This window comes from Streptomyces colwelliae (assembly GCF_048158785.1).
In the GTDB taxonomy this organism is placed as follows: Bacteria; Actinomycetota; Actinomycetes; order Streptomycetales; family Streptomycetaceae; genus Streptomyces.
The window spans coordinates 18,790-43,085 of the sequence record NZ_JBLTJC010000014.1 but is presented as its reverse complement, the minus strand read 5'-3'; the positions used below and the strand labels follow the sequence as shown (position 1 = coordinate 43,085).

Sequence of the window (24,296 nt, the reverse complement as noted above, 5' to 3'; positions counted from 1 at the left end):
CACCGTGACGACGAGCGACCGCCCGCCCCGACGTGCCGCCGCGACAAGGGTGTTGCCGGCGTGCGTGGTGTAGCCGTTCTTCACGCCGAGGATCCCCGGATACCGTTCCACGCCGTCGTTGCCGGTCAGCAGCCGGTTGGTGTTCTGGATGCCGTACGACGATCCCCTGCCCGGGAACTCGGCCTCGGCGGTGGAGCAGTACCGGGCGAAGTCCGCGTTGCGCAGTCCGGCCCGCCCGAACACCGCGAGGTCGAAGGCGGAGGACACCTGGCCGTCGGTGTCGTAGCCGTCCGGTGAGATGACCTGGGTGTCGAGGGCGCCCAGGGCCCGTGCCTTGGCCTGCATCCGCGTGGCCGTGGTTTGCCAGCCGCCGTTGAGGGCGGCCAGGACGTGCACGGCGTCGTTCCCGGAGTTGAGGAAGACCCCGCGCCACAGGTCGGCCACGCGGTACGTGTGGCCCTCCTCGACCCCGACCAGGCTGCTGCCCTCGCCGATGCCGGCCAGGTCCTGCTCGGTGACGCGGTGCCGGGTCCCTCCGGGGAGTACGGGGAGGACGGTCAGGGCGAACAGGGTTTTCAGGGTGCTGGCGGGTGGGAGTTTGCGGTGGGCGTCGTGGGCGGCGAGGACTTCGCCGGTGCGGGTGTCTGCGACTAGCCAGGAGAGGGCGGAGATGTCCGGGAGTTGGGGGGCGCCGGGGTGAGGGTGGACCTGGGTGCTGGGATCCGACCCGGTGTTGGCTGTCGCCGTGACGGGGGTGAACGCGAGGACGGCCGTCAGGCAGAGGGCGCAGGTCGACATGGCGATCCGGGGTGAGAATCCGATTGTCATACCGCAAACGTAGGAACGGAGACGTCGTAGAGGGTGTTGGCCGGGCCGAGCGGGGTTCGTCAGTACCCGGATGCGCTAGTGATTCGTCTGCGGGCCCGGTGGGGGCTGGTCGCGCAGTTCCCCGCGCCCCTTAAGGCATGGCCGTCCCGTCAGTTAGACGGCAGCGTCGGCTGGATGTGCCGTAGGAACGTCGCGTTGTCCGGGGTTTCGCGCATCCGCTCCAACAGGGTCTCCAAGCTGCCCTGGGCGTCCCTGTTCTGGAGGACGCGACGCAGGCCCCGTACGGCTGTCAACTCGGTCTGGGTGAGGAGGAGTTCCTCTCGGCGGGTGCCGGACGGGGTGATCTCGATGGCCGGGAAGACCCGGCGGGAGGCCAGTTCGCGGCTGAGGCGGAGTTCCATGTTGCCGGTGCTCTTGAGTTCCTCGAAGTAGAAGTCGTCAGCACGGGAACCGGTCTCCACCAGCGCGGTGGCGAGGATGGTGAGCGAGCCGCCCTCTTCGGCCAGGCGGGCGGCGCCGAAGAACTTCTTCGGGCCGATCAGGGCGGTCGCGTCGACACCGCCGCTGAGGGTACGGCCACCGGACGCGGCCGCGTTGTTGTGCGCCCGGCACAGCCGGGTCAGCGAGTCGAGGAGGATCACTACGTCCTCGCCCGCCTCGACGAGCCGCTTGGCCCGCTCGATCACCAGCTCGGCCAGCGCGATGTGCTGCTTGGGGGCCTTGTCGAAGGTGGAGGCGTACACCTCGCCGCGCACGGAGCGCCGCATGTCGGTGACCTCCTCGGGCCGTTCGTCGAGCAGCACGACCATGAGGCGGGCCTCGGGGTGGTTGCCGGCGACGGCCGCCGCGATCTGCTGGAGCAGTACGGTCTTGCCGGTCTTGGGCGGGGCCACGATCAGCCCGCGCTGGCCCTTGCCGACGGGGGCGATCAGGTCGGCGACGCGTCCGGTCAGGCCGGCCGCCGGGTGTTCGAGGTGCAGCCGCTCACGCGGGTGCAGCGGGGTGAGGTCACGGAAGTGGCGTCGGCCGCGCAGTTCGCCGGGCGTGTGCCCGTTGACGAACGCGACCTCGGTCAGGGCGCGTTGCCCGCCGCGGACGCCTTCCACGAGGTCGCCCTTGCGCAGGCCGTGACGGCGGATCAGCGCGGGGGAGACCTGGAGGTCGGTGGGCGAGGGCTGGCAGTCCAGCGCCCGCAGGTGCCCCTTCCCGTTGCCGTCGATGTCGAGGACACCGGTGCCGGTCTGGGTGCGGGGCTGTTCCTGTACTGGGGGTTCGAGTGTGGTGGTCATGATGGGGGGTCCTTTCAAGGACGGATGCATGTGATGTGTCATGCGGAAGGAAGGGGGAGAAGCCGCAGACGGAGGGCGAACTGGCGCTCCTCGGGGCGGCGGGGAACATCACCTCGGGTACGGCGGAAAGTCGCCGGTCACGAAGTGGTGTGAAGAAGCCGGTGTGCCGGTCGGACATCGACGGGCTCTTCGGCGGAGGAGAAGTGGATCTGGCACCGGCGCCCAGAATGGGGCGTACACAAGTGCTGACCGCACCGTAGCACACCCGGTGCGAGTCCGGCAGTGAGCTACGGCTCAGCGGCTCGCCAGCAGGCCGTAGAGGAGGGGGATCCGGGGCTCGGGCAGGCGCCACCAGCCGGTCGGGGTGCGTACCATCTCCTGCCAGCGCGGCCAGGGCAGTTCGTCGCTCTCGCGAAGGCGCCGGATGTTCAGTCCCGCCGTCGTCAACGCGTTGATGACCTCGTCTATTCCGTGCATCCACTCGTAGCTGGCGGTCGCGCCCGCCACGGCCGGGCCGTCGGTGTACGTGAACGTCGCGTCCCGGTGCACCGGGCCCCCGCCGCCCAGGTAGTCGTGGCGGAGGAGGAGTTCGGGTCCGTCGCCCGGAGCCGGCTTCGGGCCGAGTGAGTTGAGCAGGGGGTGGAACTCGACGATGTACAACAGGCCGCCGGGGCGCAGGAGTTGGGTGATCACGTCCGCCCAGCGCGGCAGGTCGGGCAGGTAGCACAGGGCGCCCTTGCCGGTGTACACGACGTCGAACTGCCGTTGACCCAGGGCCTTCACGGCGTCGTACACGTTCGCCTGTACGTAGTCGACGTCGAGGCCCGCCTTCGCCGCGATGCCGTGCGCGGCCGTCACGGACGCCTCGGAGAAGTCGAGGCCCGTCGCACGTGCCCCGCGGCGTGCGAACGCGAGCGTCTCCGTGCCGAGATGGCACTGGAGATGCAGCACGTCACGGCCGGCCAGGTCGCCGAGGTCGTCCCACTCGAACGCGGCGAACCAGCGGTCCGGGTCCGGGTCGCCGTCGAGGCCGTAGAAACGGCTGGCGAGGTGGACCGGGGTGCGGGCGTCCCAGTTCGCCTGGTTGGCGCGCATCAGCCGTGCGGGGTCGTCGGTGCTCATGGACGGCATCCTTCCAGGGAAGGTGCGAGGAGTTCTCGGCTCCGCGCCTCATACCAGCCATACGAACCCCCGATGGCCCTTCGCTGACCCATTTCTTGTTCTCGCCAATGGCCGTACCTACGCTGCCACCACCGCACCACGGCGGCACGGGACAAGGGACTTGGCAATCATGGGTCGACTGGCCGGGAAAATCGCTTTCATCAGTGGAACGGGGGCGGGAATAGGGCGGGCCGCGGCGCTGGTATTCGCGGCGGAGGGTGCTGAAGTCTTCGGTTGTGACATCGACGCGGACAGTGCGGCCGAGACCGTGGAACTCGTCGAAAAGGCCGGCGGAATCATGCGGTCCCTCGCACCCGTGGATCTGTCCACCGAGGGCGGCGCCCGGGAGTGGATCGAGGCCGGGATCGCGGCCTTCGGCGGGATCGACATCCTCTACAACAACGCCTCCGCGCTGCGGAACGGCCCGTTCGGGACGATGCCCGCCGAGGACTGGTACTTCACCATCAAGAACGAGCTGGACATCCCCTACTTCTGTACCCAGGCCGCCTGGCCGCACCTGATCGCGCGGGGTGGCGGGGCCGTTCTCAACGTGGCGTCCGTGGCCGCCGTACGCGGTGCCCAGTTCATGCCGATGGTGCCCCACGGGGCCGCCAAGGGCGGGGTGTTGGCGATGAGCCTGCACCTGTGCGCGGCCGGCGCCCCGCACCGCATCCGGGTCAACACCATCGCCCCGGGCATGACCCGCACCTCCGCGACCGCACCCTTCCTCGACGATCCGGACGGTCCCAAGGCCCAGTTGGAGGCGCGCATCCCGGTCGGGCGGGTGGGCCGGCCCGAGGACATCGCACGGGCCGCCGCCTTCCTCTGCTCCGACGAGGCGGCCTTCGTCAACGGCGCCAACCTCATGGTCGACGGCGGCGACAGCGCGATGGCGGGCTGAGCCGCCGTGACCACCCGACTCGACCACGTGGGCGTCAACGTACGCGATCTGGCCGCCCAAACCGCTTGGTACCAGGGCGCGTTCGGCCTCAAGACCGTCTTCGAGTTCCATCTCGAAGGGCCCGGTCTGCACGGTGTCGTCCTGGAGCATCCGCAGGGCTGGCGCATCGAGTTGCTCGCCAGACCCGGTTCCGCCCCCGGCCTTCGCGCGCCGGACCCGCTGACCGCCGCCCTCACCGAGGGGTACGGGCACTTCGCGGTCACCACCCCCGAACTCGACCCCGTCCACGGCGCGTTGGTGGCCCATGGCGCGGGCGAGGTCATGGCACCCGGGCCGTCCCCCGAGCCCGGAGTGCGCATGGCCTGGGTCAGTGACCCCGAGGGAAATCTCATCGAACTCATAGAGAAAAACGCAGAGTGAGGGCACGCACGATGACGGATTCGACCTCCTTGAAAAGACTGGACCCCGGAACGCTCATAGCGTGCTGTCTCGCGGTCGCGGCGGCACAGTTGTGCATTACCGTTCCCTCGCCCATCAACGGAGAAATTCAGGCCGCATTCGGTGCGTCGGGTTCCCAGGTCGCCTGGGTCACCTCCGCCTTCATTCTTCCCACCGCGATTCTGGAACTGAATTTCGGCGTGGTGGGCGATCTCTTCGGACGCAAGCGGCTGTTGGTGCTCGGCGGGCTCGTCCTGGCGCTCGGTGAACTCCTCAACTCCACCTCGCAGAACATCACCATGATGTGGACCGGGCAGGCCCTGGCCGGCATCGGTGCGGCAGCCCTGTTCCCCAGCTCCCTCGCGGTCATCGCGGCGGCCACACCCGACGGCAAGGACCGCGCCAAGGCGGTCTCCACCTGGGCGTTGTCGATCTCGCTGGCCTCCGCGCTCGGCCCGCTGTCCTCCGGGATCCTCGCCACGGTCGCCGACTTCCGCTGGGCGTTCGTCCCGCCCGTCGTCCTCGGTCTCGTCGTCGCGGTCACCTCCTGGAAGCTCGTCACCGACTCCAAGGCGCCCGAGGGCCGCGCGCTGGACTGGCCCGGACAGATCACCATCGCCGTCGGCCTCACCGCCCTGCTCTGGGGCATCATCGAGGGCGGCGACCGCGGCTGGGGCAGCGCGGCGATCGTCGGCTCGCTGGCCCTGGCGGCCGTCGCACTCACCGGGTTCGTCGTCGCGGAGACCCGCGCGGCCTCGCCGATGTTCAACCTCGACCTGCTGAAGATCCCGTCGTTCGCGGCGGCGGCCGTCGTCGCGCTGGCCGGCATGTTCGGCTTCATCGGCACCGCGTACTGCGTCTCGATCCGGCTCGGCGCGGTGATGCACCTGAGCGCGCTGCGGGCCGGAATGCCGTTCGTGATCCTCCAGTTGATCCCGCTGCTGCTGGCGCCGGTGCTCAGCCGGATGCTCACCAGGATCGACGCCCGCTGGCTCCTGATGGGCGGCTTGCTGCCCATGGCCGCCGGACAGTTCTGGATCGCCGCGCTGCCCATCACCACCACCTCCCTCGCGGCCTTCATCGGCCCGGTGCTGCTGCTCGGCATCGGCTTCATCTGCGTGGTGTCCTCGCTGACCTCCGCCGCCGTGAACGCCGTACCGATCAACATGACCGGCATGGCCAGCGGTGCGACCAGCCTGGTCCGTGAGTTCGGGCAGGGCCTCGGCCCAGCTGTGATCTCCACCATCGCGATGAGCCTCGCGTCCTCCGCGCTCGTCGGCAAGCTCAGCGGGGCCGACGCCGGCATGGAGAAGGCGGCCGGTCCGCTCGCCGTCGTCAACGCGGGCAGCGCGCAGGCCAAGGCCGCCGCGCAGACCGCCCTCGGCCACGGCATGGCCATCGGCGTGGTGATCTGCGGCTGCGCCTCACTGCTGGGCGCGGTGGTCACCCTGCTGCTGGTCCGCAAGAACACCGAGCGCGCGGTTGTGGGGGCGGGGGAGCCGTCGGTGCAGGCCGCCACCGCATGACAGGTAGTAGGTAGTGACGGAGAGGTCAGGGTCGATGCCCCGGCCTCTCCGTGGTTTATGGATCCGTGTTTTTTCTCGGAGGGGTGTCGATCCGGCTCGGTCGCTTTCGTCGGTGGGGTGTAGGAAGCTCATCGAGGACCGGGAGGACCCATGAAATACATGCTGCTTGTGTGCGGCGACGACGCCGCCGACGCCTCCGGGATGGCACCCGTGGAACCCTGGGTGGAGGAGCTCGGCGACCGCGAGGTACGGCTGCACGGGCACCGGATCGCGCAGCCCGCCGAGGCCGTCACCGTGCGGGTGCGCGGCGGGGAAGTGCTGCGCACCGACGGGCCGTTCGCGGAGACCAAGGAGTACGTGGCCGGATTCGACATCCTGGAGTGCGACACCCTGGAGGAGGCCGTCGAGGCCGCCGCGAAGCACCCGGTCGCCACCATCGGGGCCATGGAGGTGCGTCCCTTCTGGCCCATGGAGGACGAGGAGGACGCCGAGTCGGCGATTCGCCGGCTCGATGCCGAACTGACGGAGGCCGTCCGGGAACGGGACCTCGACCGCGCGCTGGCCTGCTACGCACCGCATGCGGAGGTCTTCCACCTCGCCGACGGCCACGAGAGGCAGGGCCTCGACGCCCACAGCAAGGCACTGCGGGACCTGTTCGCGTCGGTCACCGGGCCGGTGACCCGTGAGGTGCGGGACTTGCGCATCCAGGTGGACGAGAGCATCGGCTTCGCCCACTCCCTCGTGCGGCTGACCGGCACCCGCACCGACGGCACCCCGCTCGACGAAACGCTGCGCGTGACCACCGGCTACCGCGACGTCGGACTGAAGCGGCTGATCACGCACGAGCACGCCGTATCCCTGAAGGGGGCGTGATGAAGTAGGCCCTGCTGTTCTGCTCCACGGTCGGGGACGAGGAGCAGAGCCCGGCGGAGCATGCCGACGACCCGCGTTTCGCCGCCTACTTCGAGGAGGTGCGGGCGGGCCGGGTCACCGGAGGCGCACGGCTGCGGCCCTCCACGGACGCCACCACCGTGCGTGTCCGGGGCGATGAAGTGCTGCTCAGCGACGGCCCGTTCGCGGAGACCAAGGAATACCTCGCCGGCATCGCCTTCATCGACGTCGCGGATCTCGACGAGGCGATCGCCCTGGCCGCGAAGCACCCGGCCGCCTCCGACGGCGGCTCGGTCGAGGTGCGGCCGGTCTGGGAGTGAACGTGCCGGACGTCGAGGCGGCGGTCGCCGCCGCCTTCCGCGAGGAGTGGGGCCAGGTCGTCGCCACCCTGATCCGGGTGACCGGCGACTGGGACCTCGCGGAGGAGTGCGCGCAGGACGCCTTCGCCCAGGCACTCGACCGGTGGCGGCGCGACGGAATCCCGCGCCGCCCCGGCGCCTGGCTGACCACCACCGCCCGCAACCGCGCCCTCGACGTCCTGCGCCGGGAGGCGGTCGGGGCGGCGAAACTGCGGGAGGTCGCGGTGCTGGGGCGGGACGAGGGACCGTACGACCCGGAGTACGACGGCGACGACAGCGGCGTCGACGACGACCGGCTGCGGCTGGTCTTCACCTGCTGTCACCCCGCGCTGCCCATCGAGGCCCGGGTCGCACTGACCCTGCGCACGCTCGCGGGCCTGACCACCCCCGAGATCGCCCGCGCCTTTCTCGTCCCCGAGGCGACCATGGCGCAACGGCTCGTGCGCGCCAAGAAGAAGATCCGCAACGCCGGTATCCCGTACCGGGTGCCGCCCGCGCATCTGCTGCCTGAGCGGACGACGGGCGTACTGGGGGTGGTCTATCTCCTCTTCAACGAGGGCTACGCGGCCACGTCCGGCGCCGAGTTGGTCCGGACGAACCTCTGCGCGGAGGCGATCCGCCTGGCCCGCGTGCTGGCCCGCCTGATGCCGGACGAGCCCGAAGTCCTCGGCCTGCTGGCCCTGTTGCTGCTGCACGACGCCCGCCGTGGCACACGGGTGGACGCGGCGGGCGAGTTGGTGACCTTGGAGGACCAGGACCGTACGGCGTGGGACCGGGCCGAAGTCGACGAGGGCGCCGCCCTGTTGGAGACCGCGCTGCGCCGGGGCCGCCCCGGGCCGTATCAGATCCAGGCCGCCATCGCCGCCTGCCACACGACCGCGCCCACGGCCGAGGAGACCGACTGGGCAGATGTAGCGGGCCTGTACGGCGAGTTGGAGCGCTTCGTGCCCTCCGTCGTGGTGCGCCTGAACCGGGCGGTGGCCGTGGGCATGGCCGAACACCCGGACGCGGGGCTGGAGTTGGTGGCCGAGCTGGAGCGGTCGGGCGAACTGGCCGACTATCACCTGCTGCCCGCCACCCGCGCCGATCTGCTGCGCCGCAGCGGCCGCACGGAGGAAGCGGCTGTCGCGTACGAACGGGCGCTGGAGTTGGTGGAGAACGACGCGGAGCGAAGGTTTCTGGAGCGGCGGCTCGCGGAGTGTCGATCCGCGTAGGAGCCGTTCGTCGGTGGGGTGAAAGCAGCCCACGACACCGGAGGTTTTGATGACCGCCCTCGCACTCCTGCGCCGCGTACGGCAGACCCTGGCCCGACTGGCGGCCGATGAGCCGGAACCCGGCACCCCGAACGTCTGGCTCGCGGGCCTCCGTCTGCGCGGCTGACCGAGGCCCCTCCTCAGCGGACGTCGAGCAGGCCGGCGAGGAGTTGGAGTCGCTCGGCGTCGAGGCTGCCCTCGGCGGCGGTGCAGACCATGAGCGCGGGGCCCGGGTTGCCCGGTATCGGGTAGGCGTCCCAGTCCAGGTTGAGTTCGCCGACCCGGGGGTGGTCGAGGCGCATCTGGCCGCGGGTCGGTTCGGTCACGTCGTGGAGGGCCCACAGGGCCGCGAACTCGTCGCTGCGGACGGCGAGTTCACCGACCAGCTCGACGGCGCGCGGGTTCCCCGGATCGGCGGCGACCTGCGTCCGCAGCATCCCGATCAGCTCCGCGACGGTGGCCGCCCGGTTCGGGCAGGTCCGGTCGGCCTGGGGGTGCAGGAACAGTGCCAGCAGGTTCCGCTCCTTCTGGGGCTGCCGGGTGAAGTCCCCGAGCAGGGCGCCACCGAGCGGGTTCCAGGCCAGCACGTCCAGGAAACGGCCGACGACCAGAGCGGGCGCGGTCATGCCGTGCAGCAGCCGTCGCGTGGTGTCCGGTACCTTCTCCGGCTCGTACGAACGCGGCAGTTGGACCGGCGTGCGTGCGGCGGCGGCGAGGCTGTGCAGGTGGCGGGTCTCCTCGGCGGAGAAGTCGAGGGCCCGCGCGAGAGCGTCCAGCACCTGTTCGGAGGGGCGTACGTCGCGGCCCTGCTCCATGCGCTGGTAGTAGTCCGAACTCACCCCCGCCAGCAGGGCCAACTCCTCGCGCCGCAGGCCCGCGACGCGCCGGCGTGGGCCGGGCTCCAGGCCAACGTCCTCTGGCCGCAGCCGAGTTCGGCGGGTGCGCAGGAACTCCGCGAGTTCGCGTCGGGGATCGTCGCTCATGCCGGGGGAGGTGTCGTTCACCGCGCCAGTATGCCGTCGGCACGGCCCGCGAGGGTGGGTCTGCCAGACCCAGGAAAAGGAGAACGACCGTGATCTCGCGTGCGGGGTCCAGCATCGGATCAACCACACAGCGGGCCACGGAAGGAACAGCGACATGAAGGCCGTTCAGATCACGAGTTTCGGTACTGCGGACGTTCTGCGGGTCAATGAAGTGGATCGTCCCGCTCCCGGCTCGGGTGAGGTGCTGGTGTCGGTCGAGGCGTCCAGCGTGAACGGGCACGACGTGATCGTCAGGGCGGGGGAGTTGAAGATGGTGTCGGGGCGCCGGTTCCCGATCGGCGTGGGGCTGGACTTCGCCGGCGTCGTCGCCGCAACCGGTGCCGGTGTCGACGGCTACCGGGTCGGGGACCGGGTGTGGGGCATGGTGCATCCCCGGCAGCGGCACTCCGTCGCGGGGGCGGCCGAGTACGTCGTGGTCTCCGCGGAGCGCATCTCACACGCCCCGGCGGACCTCTCCTCTGTCGAGGCGGCCTCCCTGGTCGTGGCGGGTTCCACCGCGCTGATCGCGCTGCGCGACAGTGTGCGCCTGGTGAGCGGCGAGAAGGTCCTGGTCCGGGGTGCGGCCGGCGGAGTCGGCACGGCCGCCGTGCAGCTGGCGCACGCGATGGGCGGCCATGTGACCGCGCTGGCCCGCGACCGCCACGCCAAGATCCTCACCGACCTCGGAGCCGACGAGGTCCTCGACTACGGCTCCACCACCTCGGACCAGATCGGGCCGTTCGACGTCATCGTCGACACCGTCGGCACGGAACTGCACTGCTACCGCGGCCGGTTGGCCAAGGGCGGCCGGATGGTCACCGTCGGACTCTCCCCGTCCGCCATCGCCGCGATCGCCGCGTCGAGCGTGCACGGCTCCCGCCGCATCCGCACCTTCAGCGCCAACCCCGAGACCCCCGTGCTGCGCGACGTGGCCGGCCATGTCAGCTCGGGCGCGCTGCGCCCGGTGATCGACAGCGTGTACCCGCTCGCGGACATCGCCGCGGCGCACCAGGCGTTCGAGCGCGGCGGCGTCGTGGGCAAGCACGTGGTGACGGTGCCGCGCGGCACCGTCTGACGGAGTCCGGTCAGCGGGGCGTGGTGCTCAGGTCGATGCCGCGTGACTGGGCGTCGGCGGTCACGAGGCGCGTTGCCAGGCGGGACAGGCGCTTGCGGTCCGCCTCGGTCAGGGGTGCGGCACAGTCCTTGATCCGCTCCGCGAAGCGCGCGCCGACCTGTGCGACGACATCGCGGCCGGCGTCGGTGATCGACACCTGGAACGAGCGGCGGTCGACGGTACTGGGCGTGCGGGTGACCAGCCCCCGGCGCTGGGCGCGGTCCACCAGTCCCGTGATCGAGGACTTGTCGAGGCCCAGGTGACGGCCTAGCTCGTTCATCGTCGGCTCCCGGTCCCGCAGGATCCCGAGCAGCCGTGTCTGGGTGATCGACAGGTCGTGCTCCCCGGCGAGCTCGGCCAGGGCGTTCTGCACGAGGAACGACAGCTGGGCGAGGGCGTCGACCAGGCCGAGGTCCTCGGTCGCCGGGGGAGCGGTGTCGTGCGGTGAGGTCATGTCACGGATTCTACTTGCAAAGGTACGCGGCACCTACTAATTTGATTGGTGTCACGTACTAAAACCTTCGTGGCACCAACCTTCGTGGCGCCTACTAAGCCTGTCGTGTCCCGTACCCGCTTGTGCTCCGTACCCCGCCCTCTCGTCCCGTGTGCCGAATCCCAGGAGAGCAGCCATGGACATCCACGCCGCCGTCGTCAGCTCGTTCGACAACCCGCCCCGCTACGATCCCTTCGACCTGCCAGCGCCGACCGACGAGGACCAGGAGATCGTCGACGTCCTCGCCGTGGGCCTGCACCCCCGGGTGCGCACCGGCGCGTCGGGCAGCCACTACACCAGCACCGGGAAGCTGCCGTTGGTGCCCGGAGTCGACGGGGTCGGCCGGCGTGCGGACGGGCGCCTGGTGTACTTCGTCGCCGACGATGAACTCGTCGGCCCGATGGCCACCCGGACCGTCATCGACAGCCGGCACAGCATCCCGCTCCCCGACGGCGCCGACGTCGTGAAGATCGCCGCCGCGATGAACCCCGCCATGTCGTCCTGGGTCGCACTGCGCCGCCGCGTTCCGATAGAGGCCGGGCAGTCGGTGCTGATCCTCGGCGCCACCGGCAATGCCGGACAGATGGCCGTCCAGGTCGCCAAGCGGCTCGGTGCCGGGCGGGTCGTCGGCGCCGGACGTGACCAGGCCCGGCTGGCGGCGCTGCCCGGAATCGGCGCGGACGCGACCGTCGCGCTCACCGAGGATGCCGATGCCACCGCGACGGCGCTGGCCAAGGAGGCCGCCGAAGTCGACCTGGTCATCGACTACTTGTGGGGCAAGCCGGCCGGCGACGCGATCATGGCGGTGCTGCGGGCCCGCGCCGACCGCGGCCGCGCCCTGAACTGGATCCAGATCGGCGCCATGGCGGGCCCGACCATCGAACTCCCGTCAGTGGCACTGCGTTCGGCGAACTTCCGGCTCCAGGGCAACGGCCAGGGCGCGGTGTCCACCAGGACGTATCTGGAGGAACTCCCTTCCCTGGTCGAGGAGATCGAGAGCGGCGGCATCGCGGTCACCGCCAAGGCGGTACCCCTCGCCGACGTCGAGAGCGCCTGGAGCGCGCCCGAGGTCCCGGGCGTACGCACCGTCCTGGTGCCCTGAACTCGCCCTGACCGTCACGCAGTTCGTACCGGAATCTCCCAAGGAGCCTGGAGCCATGTCCCCCACCACAGCCACCGACGTCGTCATCTGCGGCACCGGCGCGGCCGGTCTGACCCTCGCCCTCGACCTCGCCCGCAGGAACATCGCCTTCCTGCTGATCGACAAGGCACCGCAGCCGTTCGTCGGCTCCCGCGGCAAGGGCATCCAGCCGCGCAGCCAGGAGGTGTTCGAGGACCTCGGCGTGATCGACCGGATCGTCGCCTCCGGCGGTGAGTATCCCGTCCAGCGCATCTACACCGCGGACGGGCCCATCGACCAGGTCGGCGTGGAGATGTCGGAGCCGACGCCGGAGGAGCCGTACCAAATACCGTTGCTCGTCCCGCAGTTCCTCACCGAGCGCCGGCTGCGTGAACGGCTCGCGGAACTCGGTCGCGCCCCGCGCTACGGCCACGAACTCGTCGGCTTCGACCAGGACGCAGGCGGCGTGACCGCGCGCATCGCCACCTCGGATGGTGAACAGGCCGTACGGGCAAGGTACTTGATCGGTGCCGACGGCGGATCCAGCTTCGTCCGTAAGACGCTCGGTATCGGTTTTCCCGGCAAGACCCTCGGCGTCCGGGCGATCGTGGCCGACGTGTACGTCGACGGCGTCTCGTCGGACGCCTGGCACCGCTGGGGCGAGGACACCGCCGGGCAGGTCTCGATGTGCCCGCTCTACGGCACCGACATGTTCCAACTCCAGGCCCCCGTCCCCTTCGACGTCGACCTGGACCTCTCGGCCGAGGGACTCACCGCCTTCTTCCGCGAACGCACCGGCCGCGACGACGTCGTGATCCGCTCCGTGTCCTGGGCGTCCGCGTTCCAGATGAACGCCCGGCTGGCCGACACCTATCGGCGGGGGCGCGTGTTCCTCACAGGGGACGCCGCGCACTGCCACCCGCCGACCGGCGGGCAGGGCCTCAACACCAGTGTCCAGGACGCCTACAACCTCGGCTGGAAGCTCGCCGCCGTACTCGACGGCGCACCGGAATCCCTCCTGGAGACGTACGAGCAGGAACGCCGGCCCATCGCCGAAGCCGTCCTCGGCCTGTCCGAGAAGCTGCTCGAAGCGGCCAAGAACCGTGACATCCGCCGGGGCCGCGAGGTCAGCCAGCTCGACCTCGGCTACCTGAACTCCCCCCTGTCGCTGCGCACTTCCGGGCGCGACAAGGGTGTACTGGCCGGCGACCGCGCGCCCGACTCGCCCGTCACCGGCACGGGCGGCCTCCCCACCCGCCTGTTCAGCCTGTTCCAAGGACCCCACTGGACCCTCCTCGGCCACGACGTGGACGAGGCCTCGGCCCCAACACCCCGCCCCGGCCTGCACATCCACACCATCGGCACCCGGGGCGACATCCTCGACAGCGGAGACCGCGTCCAGAAGGCCTACGGACTGTCCTCCGAGCAGTGGGTGCTCGTCCGCCCGGACGGATACGTCGCCGCCGTGGTCGACACCGCCGAACTCCCCGCCGTAGAAGCCTATTTGGACACCGTCGGCGTCCGCCCCCTCGCGGCGACGCGACCCACCACCACGGAAGCGAGCACCGGCATGCCCACAGAGACCTCGTCCGACAGCACCGGCGCTCCCCGCACCCGACGCGAGCACCGACAGGCCCGAAGCGCCGCCGAGCAGCGGCTCGCCACTGCCCAACGGGAACTCCACCAGCTCTCGCGCCAGGTCCAGCGCGACCTGCGCAGCGTCCGACGGCACGGCGAGACCACCGCCATCGTCGCCCGCTCGAACTTCGCCGAACTCGCGGTCAAGAGCATCAACCGGCTGACCGCCAACTTCCGTACCGACCGCACCGATCAGTAGGGCTTCGCTCCTCACCCACGACGGCCGGTGTCGCCCAGGACGCCGGCCGTCACGACGCGTCGAGGGCGTTCGTGATCGCCTTCACCCCGCCGTGCGCCGCGTACCCGCCGTCCACGGTGATCTCCGCGCCGTTGACGTACGACGCCTCGTCGGACAGCAGATAGACGACCAGCGGCGCCACCTCGTCGACCGTGCCCGCGCGGCCCTGCGGGGTCAGCGACAGGTGGGCCTGGACGAACACCGGGTTCGCCGAGGCCATCAACGGGGTCTCGATGTAGCCGGGATGGATCACGTTCGTACGGATGCCGCGTGGGGCCAGTTCCAGCGCGGCCACCTTCGAAAGCCCGCGCAGCGCCCACTTGCTGGCCGTGTACGCGACCGCGTGATGCGCGGTGAGGCCCGCGACCGAGCCGACGTTCACGATGGACGAACCGGCCGGCATCAGCGGGGTGAGGGCCTGAATGCCGAGCAACGCGCCCGTGGTGTTGACGGCGAACGCCCGGTTCCAGTCGGCGAGTTCGACCGAACCGAGACGGGCGCGCATGGCGATGCCCGCGTTGTTGACGAGACCGTGCACCTCGGTGAGCGTCGCCGCCAGCCCTGCCCAGTCCTCCGGCGACGACACGTCCAGGTGCCGGTAGCGCACGTCGAGGCCGTCGCCCCGGAGTGACGCGGCGAGCTTCTCGCCCGCCTCGTCCAGGACGTCGGTCGCGATCACCGTCGCACCCTCCCGGGCCGCGGCCGCCACCTCGGCGGCTCCCTGGCCCTGCGCGGCCCCGGTGACGACGACGGTACGACCGGCCAGACGCGTGCGGCTCACGGTTCCTCCAGGGGGTGCGGGCTGTCTCCCGTCCACGCTAGGAAGCCGGGGTCAGCTCCGGAAACGCACGATCGGCATGGGTGGCATCCGCGTCGGCGATCTCGTCGGCGATCTCGCGCACCACCGGGTCGTTCAGCGACGCGCCCACCCTGCGGACCGTCTCCCGCAGCCAGCGGTGCGCCGGGTCCGCGTGCCGGTTGTGGTGCCAGTACATGGCCTCCACCAGCGGTACGTCCGGGAAGGGCGTCGGTACGACGACACAGCGCGCGAATCCCTCGTAGCGCCGGGCGAGCCGCTCGGGGACCACCGCGACCAGGTCGGTGCCGCCCACCAGGAACGGCAGCACGTTGAAACCGGGCGTGCTCACCTGCACCCGGGGTGTGATGCCGAGGGTCTCCAACTGCCGGTCGGCGGGGGTGAGTTTGCCGACGGCGCAGGCCGCGTGCGGCATCTCGGCGAGGTCGCGCAGCGAGAGCCGCCCGTCGACCAGACGAGGGTTGTCCGGGTCGACGAGGCACACGAACCGGTCGTGCATCACGGCCTCGCTGACACCGGGCAGCTGGTAGCCGAGCGGCACGATCATCAGGTCGTGGCAGCGCAGATGGGTCTCGGTCTCCAACTGCCCGATGACGATCGGGTGGAAGTCGATACGGATGCCCGGCGCCTCCTGCGCGAGGGCCCGCAGCAGGGGTTCCACGAACACCGTCATGACGTAGTCGGACATCACGACCGAGAACCGCTGCCGGCTGCGCGACGGGTCGAAGTGCCTGGTCAGCGACAGCGCCTCCTCCGCCTTGTGCAGGGAGGACTGGACGACCGGCAGCAGCCGCTCCGCGAGCGGGGTCAGCTCGTACTCGCGGCCCACCCGCACCAGCAGCTCGTCGTTGAAGTGCCGCCGCAGCCGGGCCAGGGAGCCGCTCATCGCGGACTGGCTGGTGGACAGCCGCACCCCCGCGTGAGTGACGTTCTTTTCCTCCAGGAGGGCTTCCAGAGCCACCAGAAGATTCAGGTCGATTGCTCCCAGACCCATGCGTGTGTCCTTCCGGCCGCGTCGTTGAAGCTCGGTGAAACCGGAGCGTAACGACCGGATTCCCGCCGAGGAAGGGGCCGGGAGAGAAGTCACAGGGATCCGATAGCAACCATCGGATCCCTGGATGTGTGCAGGTCGGAAGGTATTCAGGCACAAGTGCGGCAAGGTCTACGGCCGCGGTGTCCGGCCGCGCTTGCGGGCGCGCGGCAGGTATACGTCCCTGCGGCCGGGCACGACGCGGTTGGAGAGGGTGCCGAGGCGCTCCACGGAGAGTGTCACCTCGTCGCCGGGCCGGAGCGGCGGCGGGGTGCGCTCGCCGACCCGGCCCCAGAACTCCGCCAGCGCGCCCCACCCGCAGGTGCCCGAGCCGAGGATGTCCCCGGGGCGCACCCAGGCGTCCCGGGAGGCGTAGGCGATCATCTCCTCGAAGGTCCAGGAGACGTTGGCGAGGGTGTCGCGGCCGATCAGCTCGCCGTTGAGGGTGACCGTCATCTCCAGGTCCAGGAAGCCGTCCGGGTCGCGCCGGTCCTCGACCTCGTCGGCGGTGACCAGACAGGGGCCCAGCGTGTTCGCGAAGTCCTTGCCCTTGGAGAAACCGAGCCCGAGGTTCTTCTCCGGCTTCTGCAGATCGCGCGCCGACCAGTCGTTGAAGACCAGATAGCCGACGATGTGCTCGCGCGCCTGCTCCGGCGTGAGATCACGCCCGCTGCGGCCGATGACCACCCCGACCTCCAACTCGAAGTCGAGCACCGAACAGCCCGCCGGGACCGGCACGTTGTCGTGCGCGCCGTACGCGGCATGGGGGTTGGTGAAGTAGAAGTTGGGCGCCCGGTACCACTCCTCGGGCACGTGCTCCAGCCCGTCCAGGGACTTCGAGACCCCCTCGATGTGCGCCTCGAAACCGACGAAGTCCCGGATGGACGGCGGCTTGAGGGGAGGCAGCAGCCGGACCTGATCCACCGTCAAATCGCTTGGTGCGCGCAGCGCTTCGGTGCCCGCCGCGTGCAGCACGTCCTGCTCCAGCAGGGTCAGTACCGTGATGCCCTCGGGCAGCGGATGTACGGTCCCGTCGCGCAGGACCCCGGCGCGCTCCACGCCCTCGTACTCGTATGTCGCGAAACGCATCGCTCACTGCTCCCAGTGGTTGGTGTTGGTGACGGCCCCCGTGCTGAGGTGGCCGGCGAAGAGCCCCTTGGGGTCGTACGCGGCCCGGATCTCCCGCAACCGCCGCCACTGCTCGTCGCCCATGAACCTCAACTGCCGCACGGTGAAGTCGGAGTCTCCGAGGTACTGGCCGGCGGTCACCGGCTCCATGTCCGCCATCGCCCCGTCCAGCCAGGCGAGCAACTCCGCGTCCCGTGCCGGGTCGTCGTGGATGACGTACGTGGCGCAGTAGATCTCCGACTGCAACGAGAAGGCCATGTCGGGGAGTTGGCGCAGCGGGGCCATGGAGAACCAGATGGTGAAGGTCTGTCGGGTGGGCTGCTCGGTGAACGCCTTGCGGATCGCCGGGACGACCTCGTCGGCGGGGCCGGTCAGCCAGGCGTTGTCGACCAGGTAGCGGTGGCCCTCGGGGTTGGCGCTGCGCTGCCCCGCCAACTGCTCGGCGAGGGTGGTCTGTTGGGCCTCCACGCGGAACAGGGCCCGGTCCGCGTACGGGTTGGCGTGCAGCGGCGCCAGGGCCTCGGCGGCCTGTTCGGCGGTGTCGGTCATCGACACGCCTGTGACCAGCAGCACCGGTTCGTCCAGGTCGGGCGGTGTCTGGGTGAGCGCGACGATCTCGACCAGGTCCGAGACCGTGTGGTGCATGCCGTGCAGCCAGGTCATGACCTCGTCGAACAGGGCGAGCGGGTACGCGTGCACGGTGTGGCCCAGGTACGTCGGCAGTGGGCGCGTACGCAGATGGAAGCGGGTGACGATGCCGAAGAAACCGGGGCCCGCGCCGCGCGCCGCCCAGAACAGATCGGCGTGGTGGGTCTCGTCGGCGCGCACCAACTCGCCCTCGGCGGTGACGACATCGATGGCCACGATGTTCTCCGCCGCCCAACCCCAGCCGCGCGCGTTCCAGCCCTGCCCGCCCTGGAGCAGGAAGCCGCCGATACCGACGGAGGGGCAGTGCCCGCCGTTGAAGAAACGGCCGAACTCGCCGAGATACGGGTTGAGTTCGTCGCCGCCCTTCACACTGGGCGTCGCGGTCACGATCCCCGTCCCCGGGTCGTACGCCATCTCGCGGAAGCCCCCGAGGTCGATGAGCAGGGCGTCCTGGCGCACCGACCAGGCGGCCCAACTGTGCCCGCCGGAACGGACGGTGACCTGCCAGCCCCGCTCCAGGGCGAGCCGTACCCCTTCGACGACGTCCTGCTCCGACTCGGCCGTGAGGACGGCGGCCGGTGAACGGTCGGTCGGGCGGCGGGCGTTGAAGACCCGCCCGAAGCACGCCGTCTCGAAGTCCTCGTCGTCGGGGAGGTGGAGGGTGCCGGAGAAGCGGTTCCGGTGTGGGGGCTCGGGGGTCGTCCCCCGATTGAATGCGGTCACGGGCGGGCTCACTTGATCGCGATCGGGTTGACGGGGGCACCCACCGCACCGGTCACCGGCAGCGGCGCGGCGACCAGCAGGAACTCGAAGACGCCGTCGGCCGCGCAGTCCTCGGCCAGTGCCTCCAGGTCCCACATCTCGCCCAGCGGGAGACCCATGTTGGGGATCGCTATCTGGTGCAGCGGGGACATCGCGGGCTGCGGGAACTCGTAGGGCCGTACCTCAAGTCCCCAGGTGTCGGAGGCGATCGCCGCGATCTCCGTGCGGTGCAGCCAGCCGAGGGTGGTGAAGGAGAGGCCGGGCGCGTCACCGGCGGCGTAACCGCCCCACGCGCCGAGCCGCCGTACACGGCCGAGTTGCCCGGTGCGGATCAGGACGAGGTCTCCGCGCCGTACGGAACTGGTCGCGCCCTGCGTCTCGATCGTGGCCCGCAGGTGCTCCTCCAAGATGGGGAATCCGTCCGGGAGTTCGCCGTTCTCGTCGCCGACCGCGCGGCCCACGTCTAGGAGGACCCCACGGCTGGTGAAGGCCTCCTTCATGTGCTCGATGCCGGTGACCGAGTCGCCGTCACCGTTGACGATGGTGCACGGACGGCCGTTCCACGCCTGCTTGTTGTCGTAGATGTGGCCCAGCCCGTCCCACTGCGTGGAGGCCTGCAAGGGCATCACGACGTGGTCGTCGGCGCCGCCGAAGCCGTGCGGGAAGCCCTGGGTGCCGGCCGCCGCGTCGGAGCCGGTGTCCTTCATGTAGTGGACCGGGTTGATACGGCCGCGGAAGCCGCGCTGCGGGCCCGACTCGTTGAACTCCTGGGCCAGCGAGAAGGACCGCCCGCGCCGCACCAGGCCCACCGCGTGGGCGCGGATCGCGTCGTCGATGAAGTTCAGCGTGCCGAGCACGTCCTCCTCACCCCAGCGGCCCCAATTGCGGTAGGCGGAACGGGCCTTGGCGAGTTCTTCCTCGATCGGACCGAGGGCACCTGCGGTCATCGCGTACGTCCTTTCAGCAGCAGGTCGAGGGCGTTGCCCCCGGCGACGGCGGCCCGGTCGGCCGGGGTGAGCCCGGCCGCGTCGAGGCGGGCCACCGGGTCGTCCACACCCATGTCGAAGGGGTGGTCGGTGCCGAGGACGACCCGGTCCGCGCCCACCGCCTCGACGAGATGGCGCAGCGCGTGCGGGGTGTACACCAGCGCGTCGAACCACATCCGCCGCAGATAGGCGCTCGGCGGATCGGCGCAGCCGCGCGCGTCCTCCCGTACCTGCCAGGCGTGGTCCGAACGGCCGATGTACGTGGGCAGGTAGCCGCCGCCGTGCGCCGCCACCAGCTTGAGGCGCGGGAAGCGGTCGAGGACGCCGGTGAAGATGAGCTGCGAGAGCGCGACCGTCGTCTCCACCGGCTGACCGACGGTGTTTCCCAGGTAGTTGGTGGCCAGGCGTTCGCCGAGGGAGCAGCCCCAGGGGTGCACGAAGACGATCGCGTCCAGCTCCTCGGCCCGCTGCCACACCGCGTCGTGCGCGGGGTCGGCGAGTTCGCGGCCGTCGACCGTCGTGGAGACGCTGATGCCGTACAGGCCATGGTCGTTGACCGCCTGATCGAGCAACGCGACCGCGAGGTCCGGGTGTTGGAGCGGGATGGTGCCCAGGCCGTACAGGCGGTCGGGTGCGACGGCGCAGTGCGCGGCCACGGCCGCGTTGACCGTGCGGGCGAGGTGGATCGCCAGGTCCGGGTCCGCCCAGTAGTGGTGCATCGGCATCGGGCCGACCACCTGGACGTCGACGCCCATCGCGTCGAGGTCCGCCAGGCGTGTGGTGACGTCCGTCAACTTGGGTGCCAGGCGCTGGAGTTGGGCGCGGTTGGCGGTCAGAGACGCGGGGGAGTGGGCGCGCTGCTCGGCCGCGAGTTCGGCGGCGAGACCCGGGGTGCCCGCGACCAGGGCGTCGGCGGCGGGGACGGCGAGGTGGCCGTGGAAGTCGACCACGGGCGAGCTGTTCACGCCGCCGCCGTCAGGCTGTCCAGGGTCTCCGACATGATCCGTGCCGGGTCGGCGCCGGGGGTGTCCGGGTGGATCTCCCAGTCGGCGAGCTGGAGGGAGTTCTCCAGGACCATCCGGACGCGAGGCAGTCGCCGGGCCATGAACTGGTCCAGCGTCTTCTCGGTCGGCTCGTCCCCGGTCACCAACTCCGCGAGCAGTACCGCGTCTTCCATGCACATCGCGGCCCCCTGCGCGATCAGCGGCGGACAGGCGTGCGCGGCGTCGCCGATGACCATGGCCCGACCACGGTGCCAGGGCTCGTCGACGAGGATCGCCTCGATCCAGCGGTAGTCGACCGCCGTGTCGTCGGGCAGCGAGGCGAGGATCCTGCCCCAGGTGCCGCCGTACCCGGCGCCGCGTTCGCGCAGCAGGTCGAGCGGGGCGCGGGGGCCGACCAGGGTGGTGTCGAGGTTCTCGTCGAGGAGGTAGGCGTAGCACTGGTCGGGGGAGATCGGGCTGTAGCCGGCCTTGAAGCGGGGGCCGCCGTAGTACACCTCGGCGCAGTCCATCTCGGCCGGGCGGTCGGCGACGACCCGGAAGATCGACATGCCGACGGGGCGGGGCTTGGCGTCGATGCCGATCAGGGCGCGCATCGCCGAGTTGATGCCGTCGGCGCCCACGACGAGGTCGTAGCGGCCGGCCGAACCGTCCGTGAAGGCCACGTCCACATGGTCCGGCGACCGGTCGAGTCGGTCCACGCTCAGCCCGAGGCGGACCCGCACTCCGTGCGCGTGCACCGCGTCGCACAGCGCGTCCTGAAGGTCCGAACGCAACGCCCCCGCTGTGGACGGCAGTTCGGGCCCACCGGTGTGCGGGGTGCGCAACTCGGTGAGCAGCCCGCCGTCGGCGCGGCGCAGCCGCATGATGTCGAACGGCACCGCCCGGGACAGCACCCGGTCCAGGACACCCACGGACCGCAGCGCCTTGAGCGCGTTGCCCTGAATGGTGATGCCATGGCCCACACCGAACCACTGCGGAGAGATCTCGACGAGCTCCACCTCGGCGCCACGCTGGGCGAGCGCGAGACACAGCACGCTTCCGGTGATGCCGCCGCCGACGACGAGCACCTTTTGTACGGGCATGGGGGTTCCTTGCGAACGTAGACGACGAGTGACGTCAGACCGAGAAGCGGGCGCCGAGTTCGTGGAAGTGCTCGACGGCCGGCGGCCCGGCGAAGAACGGCCCGACCAGGGCCCGCCAGCGGCCGAAGGCCTCGGACTCCCGGAAGCCGACCGTGTGGGCCTCGACCGACTCCCAGCCGACCAGCAGCAGAAAGGTCCGAGGCCGCTCCGCACCGCGCAGCAGCTCGGCCCAGCGGAACCCGTCGGCCTCGGCGAGCACCTCACGGGCCTTGCCGAACACCTCCGCGAACTCCCGCTCACGACCCGCCTCGACGGTCAGCTCGGCATGCTCGACTATCACGCTCTTCTCCTCGGGCTTCTCCTCGGGAAAGTGGGTGCTCCGAGCCTGCGTGGGCGGTCGATGCACGGTCAACGGATCGAGGCATCGGCAAGGGGGACGTCATGCATCCCGTACGGCGATGGACCAGCGGTTCAGCGTCCGGCGGGCCGCCGACGGAGTAGCGGTCCCGGGCCCGGCGGGCCGGTGATGGAGCAGCGGCCCCGGGGCCGGCGGGCCGGTGATGGCAGGCATCGCGGATCGCCATTTCCGCCGCGCCCCGAGGCTGCCTAGCGTCGAGGGCGAGCCCCCACCCGTACGAGGAGAGCGCCGTGCCCGATCAACTGCCCACCCATGCCGGACCGTTCGCGCTCGGCACGTTCGCTTCCGGTGAGGAGGGTGGGGAGGACTTCCCCGGCCTGGTCACCGGCGACCGCGTGCGCGACCTCTCCGACCTCGTGCCGTCCGTCCGCGCGCTCGTCGAGGAGTGGAGCACCTGGCTGCCCCGGCTCGAAGACCTGGCCCTGTCCACCGGGGGGACCTGGCACGGGCTGGCCGACCTGCGGGTCCTGACCCCGTTCGAGCCCGGCCTGATCCTTCAGAGTGGCGCCAATTACCGCAAGCATGTTGTCGATCTGGTCGCCGCCGAGAAGGAGAGTGTGCACGGCGCCACTCCCGAAGAAGCCCGTGCGGACGCCGAGTTGATGATGGACGAGCGTGCCCGTAACGGGGTGCCGTACGTGTTCCTCGGTTCCCCGCGCGCGATCTGCGGTCCCTACGACGACATCGTGCTCCCGGAACTCGGCGAACAGCACGACTGGGAACTCGAACTCGCCCTGGTCATCGGCAAGTCGGGCAAGAACATTCCGGTCGAGGAGGCGATGGAGTACGTCGCCGGGTACACCATCAGCAACGACCTCACGACTCGCGATCGTCTCTACCGGCCCGATCTGAAGGCCATCGGTACCGACTGGTTCACCGCGAAGAACGCCGACACGTTTCTGCCGACCGGGCCCTTCCTGGTGCCGGCGGCCTTCGTCGGTGACCCCGGTGATCTGCGGATCACCCTGCGCCACAACGGAGTTGTCCGGCAGGACGAGTCCACCAAGGACATGATCTTCGATATTCCCCGGCTCATCGCGTACGTCTCCACGACCACCACCCTGCGCCCCGGCGACCTGCTGCTGACCGGTTCGCCGGCGGGTAACGGCGCGCACTGGGGCGTCTTCCTGAAACCCGGTGACGTCGTGGAGTCGGAGATCACCGGGCTGGGCCACCAGCGCAACACCGTCAGGAGCCACGCATGAGCTTCCAGCCCATCACCCATCTGCGCCATGTCGACCTGGCCGTACCGGACTTCGCCCGCCAGCGCGCCTTCTACGGCACGACGTGGGGTCTGAGCGAGGTTGCCAACGACAGTGGTGTCGTCTTCTTCGCCGCCGAGGGCAGTCCCGAGCAGTACATCGTCCGTATCCGCGCGGACGAGCGGAAGCGGATGGACCTCGTCGCCTTCGGGGCCGTGTCGCCGGCCGCCGTGGACGAGCTGCACGGGCGGTTGGGGCGGGCCGGGGTCCAACTCCTCGGTGAGCCCGGCGGGTTGGACACTCCGGGCGGGGGCTACGGCTTCCGGTTCTTCGACCCGGACGGGCGGGTTGTCGAGGTCTCGGCGGATGTCGAGACCCGCGCTCACCGGAAGATCGAGGAGCGGGAGGCGATACCGGTCCGGCTCTCGCACTGTGTGGTCAACTCCCAGGACCCGGAAGGGCTGCGGGACTTCTACGTCCGGCACCTCGGGTTCCGCCTCACCGACACGCTGTACTCGACGCACATGGGTGACCTCATGTACTTCCTGCGGTGCAGCCCGCTCCACCACTCCTTCGCGATCGCCCGAGGCCCCCATGTGTCCCTGCACCACGCCTCGTTCGAGATGCGCGGGGTCGAGGAGTACATGCGCGGCACCGGGCGTGCGCTGCGCGCCGGGACCCGGCTCACCTGGGGACCCGGCCGGCATCTCGCGGGCGACAACACCTTCTCGTACTTCCACGACCCGCACGGCAACACCGTCGAGTACACGACCGAACTCGCGGTCCTCGAAGAGGACTTGTGGCATCCGGGCCGTCATGACGTCGACGACCCCATCACCCAGGACCAGTGGGGCACCGCCGACCCGATGAGCGAGTCGGTCGCCAAGGAGCAGTTCAACGACCCCGACGTGCTCTTCGAAGCACCGCCGGTCTGAACAGAACACCCAA

The 24,296-nt window shown here is 70.4% G+C and carries 23 protein-coding genes and 1 pseudogene; 11 read left to right on the top strand and 13 right to left on the bottom strand.

Going from position 1 to position 24,296, the window contains the following annotated elements:
- Nucleotides 1-3: 3 nt before the first annotated feature.
- The 3 genes and pseudogenes from ACNFOC_RS05115 to ACNFOC_RS05105 all read right to left on the bottom strand — a co-directional run.
- Nucleotides 4-798 (bottom strand): annotated as a pseudogene (locus ACNFOC_RS05115) (D-alanyl-D-alanine carboxypeptidase family protein); the annotation flags it as partial.
- A gap of 179 nt (nucleotides 799-977) precedes the next feature.
- The gene (gene rho, locus ACNFOC_RS05110; RefSeq protein ID WP_416956999.1) at nucleotides 978-2,117 is read right to left on the bottom strand and encodes a transcription termination factor Rho; all 1,140 of its coding nucleotides are present in this window, start codon (nucleotides 2,115-2,117) and stop codon (nucleotides 978-980) included.
- Between the two features lie 294 nt (nucleotides 2,118-2,411).
- Nucleotides 2,412-3,239, bottom strand: coding sequence for a class I SAM-dependent methyltransferase (locus ACNFOC_RS05105; RefSeq protein WP_416956997.1), 828 nt, complete (start codon nucleotides 3,237-3,239; stop codon nucleotides 2,412-2,414).
- Between the two features lie 169 nt (nucleotides 3,240-3,408).
- Here ACNFOC_RS05105 and ACNFOC_RS05100 point away from each other — a divergent pair, with 169 nt between their 5' ends.
- The 6 genes from ACNFOC_RS05100 (at nucleotide 3,409) to ACNFOC_RS05075 (ending at nucleotide 8,607) form a co-directional block, all read left to right on the top strand.
- Nucleotides 3,409-4,179 carry an SDR family NAD(P)-dependent oxidoreductase gene (locus ACNFOC_RS05100; protein ID WP_416956995.1) on the top strand — a complete coding sequence of 257 codons (771 nt, stop codon included), beginning with the start codon at nucleotides 3,409-3,411 and terminating at the stop codon, nucleotides 4,177-4,179.
- A 6-nt stretch (nucleotides 4,180-4,185) separates the two neighbouring features.
- Nucleotides 4,186-4,599 (top strand): VOC family protein, encoded by a 414-nt coding sequence (locus ACNFOC_RS05095; protein ID WP_416956993.1) that lies wholly within the window; start codon nucleotides 4,186-4,188, stop codon nucleotides 4,597-4,599.
- A gap of 11 nt (nucleotides 4,600-4,610) precedes the next feature.
- Nucleotides 4,611-6,143 (top strand): MFS transporter, encoded by a 1,533-nt coding sequence (locus ACNFOC_RS05090; protein WP_416956991.1) that lies wholly within the window; start codon nucleotides 4,611-4,613, stop codon nucleotides 6,141-6,143.
- A 150-nt stretch (nucleotides 6,144-6,293) separates the two neighbouring features.
- Nucleotides 6,294-7,016, top strand: a complete 723-nt coding sequence (locus ACNFOC_RS05085) for a YciI family protein (RefSeq protein ID WP_416956989.1) — start codon at nucleotides 6,294-6,296, stop codon at nucleotides 7,014-7,016.
- Between the two features lie 98 nt (nucleotides 7,017-7,114).
- The gene (locus ACNFOC_RS05080; protein ID WP_416956987.1) at nucleotides 7,115-7,354 is read left to right on the top strand and encodes a YciI family protein; all 240 of its coding nucleotides are present in this window, start codon (nucleotides 7,115-7,117) and stop codon (nucleotides 7,352-7,354) included.
- Nucleotides 7,351-8,607 carry an RNA polymerase sigma factor gene (locus ACNFOC_RS05075; RefSeq protein WP_416956985.1) on the top strand — a complete coding sequence of 419 codons (1,257 nt, stop codon included), beginning with the start codon at nucleotides 7,351-7,353 and terminating at the stop codon, nucleotides 8,605-8,607. Before ACNFOC_RS05080 ends, ACNFOC_RS05075 begins: the two co-directional genes overlap by 4 nt.
- Before the next feature lie 179 nt (nucleotides 8,608-8,786).
- Here the strand turns inward: ACNFOC_RS05075 and ACNFOC_RS05070 are convergent, their stop codons facing one another.
- Nucleotides 8,787-9,629: a helix-turn-helix transcriptional regulator gene (locus tag ACNFOC_RS05070; RefSeq protein ID WP_416957034.1), complete on the bottom strand. Its 843-nt coding sequence runs from the start codon at nucleotides 9,627-9,629 to the stop codon at nucleotides 8,787-8,789.
- 154 nt (nucleotides 9,630-9,783) lie between these two features.
- Between ACNFOC_RS05070 and ACNFOC_RS05065 the strand changes: the two genes are divergently transcribed.
- Nucleotides 9,784-10,743 carry an NADP-dependent oxidoreductase gene (locus ACNFOC_RS05065; RefSeq protein ID WP_416956983.1) on the top strand — a complete coding sequence of 320 codons (960 nt, stop codon included), beginning with the start codon at nucleotides 9,784-9,786 and terminating at the stop codon, nucleotides 10,741-10,743.
- Nucleotides 10,744-10,753: 10 nt separating this feature from the next.
- On the opposite strand, the gene ACNFOC_RS05060 is transcribed toward ACNFOC_RS05065, so the two are convergent.
- Nucleotides 10,754-11,236 (bottom strand): MarR family winged helix-turn-helix transcriptional regulator, encoded by a 483-nt coding sequence (locus tag ACNFOC_RS05060; protein WP_416956981.1) that lies wholly within the window; start codon nucleotides 11,234-11,236, stop codon nucleotides 10,754-10,756.
- Nucleotides 11,237-11,411: 175 nt separating this feature from the next.
- Here ACNFOC_RS05060 and ACNFOC_RS05055 point away from each other — a divergent pair, with 175 nt between their 5' ends.
- Together ACNFOC_RS05055 and ACNFOC_RS05050 are read left to right on the top strand one after the other, a co-directional pair.
- The gene (locus ACNFOC_RS05055; protein ID WP_416956980.1) at nucleotides 11,412-12,377 is read left to right on the top strand and encodes a zinc-binding dehydrogenase; all 966 of its coding nucleotides are present in this window, start codon (nucleotides 11,412-11,414) and stop codon (nucleotides 12,375-12,377) included.
- A gap of 55 nt (nucleotides 12,378-12,432) precedes the next feature.
- Nucleotides 12,433-14,232: an FAD-dependent oxidoreductase gene (locus tag ACNFOC_RS05050; RefSeq protein WP_416956978.1), complete on the top strand. Its 1,800-nt coding sequence runs from the start codon at nucleotides 12,433-12,435 to the stop codon at nucleotides 14,230-14,232.
- A 49-nt stretch (nucleotides 14,233-14,281) separates the two neighbouring features.
- Here ACNFOC_RS05050 and ACNFOC_RS05045 read toward each other — a convergent pair whose 3' ends face one another.
- The 8 genes from ACNFOC_RS05045 to ACNFOC_RS05010 form a co-directional block, all read right to left on the bottom strand.
- Nucleotides 14,282-15,052 carry an SDR family NAD(P)-dependent oxidoreductase gene (locus ACNFOC_RS05045; RefSeq protein WP_416956976.1) on the bottom strand — a complete coding sequence of 257 codons (771 nt, stop codon included), beginning with the start codon at nucleotides 15,050-15,052 and terminating at the stop codon, nucleotides 14,282-14,284.
- 37 nt (nucleotides 15,053-15,089) lie between these two features.
- Nucleotides 15,090-16,082: a LysR family transcriptional regulator gene (locus tag ACNFOC_RS05040; RefSeq protein ID WP_416956974.1), complete on the bottom strand. Its 993-nt coding sequence runs from the start codon at nucleotides 16,080-16,082 to the stop codon at nucleotides 15,090-15,092.
- A gap of 168 nt (nucleotides 16,083-16,250) precedes the next feature.
- On the bottom strand, nucleotides 16,251-17,207 hold the full coding sequence (locus tag ACNFOC_RS05035) for a fumarylacetoacetate hydrolase family protein (RefSeq protein WP_416956972.1): 957 nt from the start codon (nucleotides 17,205-17,207) through the stop codon (nucleotides 16,251-16,253).
- A gap of 3 nt (nucleotides 17,208-17,210) precedes the next feature.
- Nucleotides 17,211-18,617 (bottom strand): FAD-binding oxidoreductase, encoded by a 1,407-nt coding sequence (locus tag ACNFOC_RS05030; RefSeq protein ID WP_416956970.1) that lies wholly within the window; start codon nucleotides 18,615-18,617, stop codon nucleotides 17,211-17,213.
- An 8-nt stretch (nucleotides 18,618-18,625) separates the two neighbouring features.
- Complete coding sequence (locus ACNFOC_RS05025; RefSeq protein WP_416956968.1) at nucleotides 18,626-19,603, bottom strand: cyclase family protein; 978 nt, start codon at nucleotides 19,601-19,603, stop codon at nucleotides 18,626-18,628.
- Nucleotides 19,600-20,607, bottom strand: a complete 1,008-nt coding sequence (locus tag ACNFOC_RS05020; protein ID WP_416956966.1) for an amidohydrolase family protein — start codon at nucleotides 20,605-20,607, stop codon at nucleotides 19,600-19,602. Before ACNFOC_RS05020 ends, ACNFOC_RS05025 begins: the two co-directional genes overlap by 4 nt.
- The gene (locus ACNFOC_RS05015) at nucleotides 20,604-21,728 is read right to left on the bottom strand and encodes an FAD-dependent monooxygenase (protein ID WP_416956964.1); all 1,125 of its coding nucleotides are present in this window, start codon (nucleotides 21,726-21,728) and stop codon (nucleotides 20,604-20,606) included. Before ACNFOC_RS05015 ends, ACNFOC_RS05020 begins: the two co-directional genes overlap by 4 nt.
- Before the next feature lie 34 nt (nucleotides 21,729-21,762).
- On the bottom strand, nucleotides 21,763-22,068 hold the full coding sequence (locus ACNFOC_RS05010) for an antibiotic biosynthesis monooxygenase family protein (RefSeq protein ID WP_416956962.1): 306 nt from the start codon (nucleotides 22,066-22,068) through the stop codon (nucleotides 21,763-21,765).
- Between the two features lie 308 nt (nucleotides 22,069-22,376).
- Between ACNFOC_RS05010 and ACNFOC_RS05005 the strand changes: the two genes are divergently transcribed.
- The gene (locus ACNFOC_RS05005; RefSeq protein ID WP_416956961.1) at nucleotides 22,377-23,351 is read left to right on the top strand and encodes a fumarylacetoacetate hydrolase family protein; all 975 of its coding nucleotides are present in this window, start codon (nucleotides 22,377-22,379) and stop codon (nucleotides 23,349-23,351) included.
- Nucleotides 23,348-24,283 (top strand): VOC family protein, encoded by a 936-nt coding sequence (locus ACNFOC_RS05000; RefSeq protein ID WP_416956959.1) that lies wholly within the window; start codon nucleotides 23,348-23,350, stop codon nucleotides 24,281-24,283. Before ACNFOC_RS05005 ends, ACNFOC_RS05000 begins: the two co-directional genes overlap by 4 nt.
- Nucleotides 24,284-24,296 lie beyond the last annotated feature (13 nt).

Coding starts and splice junctions, on each gene's coding strand:
- rho (WP_416956999.1), bottom strand. CDS start 2,117: ATGACCACCACACTCGAACCCCCAGTACAGGAACAGCCCCGCACCCAG.
- ACNFOC_RS05105 (WP_416956997.1), bottom strand. CDS start 3,239: ATGAGCACCGACGACCCCGCACGGCTGATGCGCGCCAACCAGGCGAAC.
- ACNFOC_RS05100 (WP_416956995.1), top strand. CDS start 3,409: ATGGGTCGACTGGCCGGGAAAATCGCTTTCATCAGTGGAACGGGGGCG.
- ACNFOC_RS05090 (WP_416956991.1), top strand. CDS start 4,611: ATGACGGATTCGACCTCCTTGAAAAGACTGGACCCCGGAACGCTCATA.
- ACNFOC_RS05085 (WP_416956989.1), top strand. CDS start 6,294: ATGAAATACATGCTGCTTGTGTGCGGCGACGACGCCGCCGACGCCTCC.
- ACNFOC_RS05070 (WP_416957034.1), bottom strand. CDS start 9,629: ATGAGCGACGATCCCCGACGCGAACTCGCGGAGTTCCTGCGCACCCGC.
- ACNFOC_RS05065 (WP_416956983.1), top strand. CDS start 9,784: ATGAAGGCCGTTCAGATCACGAGTTTCGGTACTGCGGACGTTCTGCGG.
- ACNFOC_RS05060 (WP_416956981.1), bottom strand. CDS start 11,236: ATGACCTCACCGCACGACACCGCTCCCCCGGCGACCGAGGACCTCGGC.
- ACNFOC_RS05055 (WP_416956980.1), top strand. CDS start 11,412: ATGGACATCCACGCCGCCGTCGTCAGCTCGTTCGACAACCCGCCCCGC.
- ACNFOC_RS05050 (WP_416956978.1), top strand. CDS start 12,433: ATGTCCCCCACCACAGCCACCGACGTCGTCATCTGCGGCACCGGCGCG.
- ACNFOC_RS05040 (WP_416956974.1), bottom strand. CDS start 16,082: ATGGGTCTGGGAGCAATCGACCTGAATCTTCTGGTGGCTCTGGAAGCC.
- ACNFOC_RS05035 (WP_416956972.1), bottom strand. CDS start 17,207: ATGCGTTTCGCGACATACGAGTACGAGGGCGTGGAGCGCGCCGGGGTC.
- ACNFOC_RS05025 (WP_416956968.1), bottom strand. CDS start 19,603: ATGACCGCAGGTGCCCTCGGTCCGATCGAGGAAGAACTCGCCAAGGCC.
- ACNFOC_RS05015 (WP_416956964.1), bottom strand. CDS start 21,728: ATGCCCGTACAAAAGGTGCTCGTCGTCGGCGGCGGCATCACCGGAAGC.
- ACNFOC_RS05000 (WP_416956959.1), top strand. CDS start 23,348: ATGAGCTTCCAGCCCATCACCCATCTGCGCCATGTCGACCTGGCCGTA.